This is a genomic window from Caballeronia sp., from assembly GCF_049581465.1.
Lineage (GTDB): Bacteria > Pseudomonadota > Gammaproteobacteria > Burkholderiales > Burkholderiaceae > Caballeronia.
The window spans coordinates 1-2,708 of sequence record NZ_JBAUSA010000346.1 but is presented as its reverse complement, the minus strand read 5'-3'; the positions used below and the strand labels follow the sequence as shown (position 1 = coordinate 2,708).

2 protein-coding genes and 1 pseudogene are annotated in these 2,708 nt (G+C 56.4%); 2 read left to right on the top strand and 1 reads right to left on the bottom strand.

Translation table 11 applies throughout. The features are described 5' to 3' along the window. Positions 1-141, top strand: a pseudogene (locus WCA53_RS08725) (LysR family transcriptional regulator); the annotation flags it as partial. A gap of 192 nt (positions 142-333) precedes the next feature. Further along, on the top strand, positions 334-2,019 hold the full coding sequence (locus WCA53_RS08720; protein WP_423908044.1) for a tannase/feruloyl esterase family alpha/beta hydrolase: 1,686 nt from the start codon (positions 334-336) through the stop codon (positions 2,017-2,019). 125 nt (positions 2,020-2,144) lie between these two features. Here WCA53_RS08720 and WCA53_RS08715 read toward each other — a convergent pair whose 3' ends face one another. After that, a complete protein-coding gene (locus WCA53_RS08715) occupies positions 2,145-2,378 on the bottom strand; it encodes an alkylphosphonate utilization protein (protein ID WP_423908042.1) in 234 nt (77 codons plus the stop codon). Positions 2,379-2,708 lie beyond the last annotated feature (330 nt).

Below are 2,708 nucleotides of genomic sequence, written 5' to 3'. Positions count from 1 at the left end.
CCGTTGAATCGCTCGGCGCTGCCGGAATTGCCGGAGATCGAGTTTATCGCGTTGGGAGCGGCGAATTTGAGCCCGCCGGCGGCGACCTTGCTTCAACTCTTGCAGAATAGCGATTTGAGGGGGGAATGGGCGGGGGAGTGAGGGGTTCTTCTGCGAGCGCCGGGGGGCGACTTGAGTAGTATTTTCGAGGGCTTTTTCCGTTGACCCAACATGAAAATAGGCAAGAAAATCGCGCTCAGTCGATCGCGCACGCTAATAGAAGTTCTACCGCTGCCCCACAGAAGGGCTCTAACTTATATCCAAACGCACCGCTACAGCCCCCGACCGATGCCGATGCTCAACCTGCCCCAACGTACATCGCTTGCCGCTGCCCCCGAATCGCCCAAAGCTTTCCCGCGCCCCCTCGCCATACTGTCGCTCATCGCGTCCCTTGCCGTGTGCTCCCACGCAAGCGCCGCGGCGTCCGTGGTCAAGCACTGCGCCGAACTCCAGGGCCAGACCGTGCCCGCATCGGCCATCGAATTGCCGACTCGCGGCGCGCTTATCCTCGGTGCGTCGGTCGTGGCTGCGACCGATCTGCATAACCGCAACGGTGAGTACTGCCGGCTCGTCGGCGTGATCAAGGCGCAACTCGACACCACGCCTGACATTCGCTTCGAAGTGAACTTGCCGGCTCGATGGAACGGACGCGCACTGCAAATGGGCGGCGGCGGCTATAGCGGCGTGGTAGTCAGCGGCACCGAGCCTACGCCGTTCGCGCCATCCGCGTCGCCATTGTCGACCGGCTATGCGACTTTCGGTTCCGATTCCGGACACGTCGGCAACGCGGGCCGCGCCGATTTCGCGACGAACGACGAAGCCCTGCTCAACTTCGGCTACGGCCATCTCAAGAAAACTCACGACGTCGCGCTCGCGCTGATCACGATGGGATATGGCCGCAAGCCCGAGAAAACCTACTTCGCCGGCGGCTCCACGGGGGGACGCGAAGCCTTTACCGTCATCGAGCGATATCCCGACGACTACGACGGGGTAATCGCCAACGCGCCCGCCATCAACTTTTCCGGCGTGCGTCTCATGGGCGTCAAAGTCGGGCAAGCGGCGTATGGACGGCCAGGCGGGTTTGTCGGGCCGGCGCAGCAAAAGCGCGTCTTCGACACGGTTATGCGCGAATGTGACGCACTCGATGGCGTCGCAGATGGCATCGTTTCAAATGTGGAAGCGTGTCGCGAGCGCGAGCCGCAGATTATTGCCGAACTGCGTTGCGCGAACGGGCAATGGCCTTCGTTGCGGGATACATGTCTATCGGAAGCTCAGTTGGCCACGCTCGAAACCTTGCGTGACGGATTCACACTTCCTTTTGAACTGACTTATGGCGTCAGGCGCTATCACGGCTATAACGTCTTTCAAGGCGCTGATTTCTCCACCCGACTTGGACTTGGCGATTCGCCTGATGTAGTGGAACCTTTACAATTCGGTCAGAACGGGTATTTGTTTGCGCAAGGCGATGTCTATATGAAGTATTTTGTCACGCATGACCTCACGTTCAACACGCTTGGCTTTGATGTCGATAATCCGGGGCGCTATAAATCCCGTTTAATCGAGTTATCGGCGACAGTAGGAGCGATGAATTCGGACATGTCGGCGTTTATTGCGCACGGCGGTAAGCTTATCACCATGCACGGGCTCGCCGATGAGGTTATCAGCCCTAATCAGACGATTGCCTTCTATCATGAAATTGTGGAGCGATATGGGCAGGATGTCGTCGATTCGTTCATGCGGCTTTATATGGTGCCAGGGTTTCAACATGGGAGCGGGGTGTTTATTCCCGCGTGGGACGAGCTCGGCGCGCTGGATCGATGGGTGAGCAAAGGCATCGCGCCCGAGACCCTGATTGCGACGGATATCGCCGGCGCTACCAATGGCCGGACTCGGCCGTTGTGCCGTTACCCCCGCTTTCCGCGGTATGTGGGGAAGGGAAGCATTAACGATGCTTCCAGCTTTCGATGCGAAGAGCCTTGAGCGATTGTTATCGCAGTGTATTTTTAAGGAAATTTGTTTCGGTTTTTTATTACTCGAAATTATCCCCGTCCGGAACGGGACTTCGTTTCCTTGCGAACTGTGCAGCCGTTTCGGATAGGGGTGCTTCAGACTTTTTTTACGAATTCTGTCTTTAATACCAAGCCTTTTACCTTCTCTACATTACATTCAATCTCACCCTCGTCACCCGTCAACCTGATATTTTTCGCAATTGTGCCCCGCTTTAATGTCACGGACGTTCCCTTTACCTTTAAATCCTTTATCAGTTGCACGGAATCACCATTCGCAAGCAACGCGCCGTTCGTATCGCGGACCTGAATCTCTTCATTATCAGTCGTCATTCTTCACGTTCCTTTGAGTCCAGTCATGTGGGCTGTGATTATAGGGCCCGGGATGCATGGCATGACGTATCGATTGGCAGATTCAACGTGTCTCTCAGGGTCGCCGCGTTATAGTTCGAACTGGCGCATCTGGCCGACGGACAGGCTGATGACGCGACAATCGAAATGAATTCGACGTTTGCTGCATGTTGCGCGCGCCGACCCGTTGTGAGTGAACAGGCGATCGTTTTGTCCAGAGGGCTTATATGTACGGAACAACCGACCATCCGCCGACCTTCTTCGTATTTTCAATGCTTGTACTGTGGCTTTCCGCTCGGCTCGGAACGACCG

What these genes read in the sequence shown, in the direction of transcription:
- WCA53_RS08720 (WP_423908044.1), top strand. Translation starts at nt 334, where the DNA reads ATGCTCAACCTGCCCCAACGTACATCGCTTGCCGCTGCCCCCGAATCG.
- WCA53_RS08715 (WP_423908042.1), bottom strand. Translation starts at nt 2,378, where the DNA reads ATGACGACTGATAATGAAGAGATTCAGGTCCGCGATACGAACGGCGCG.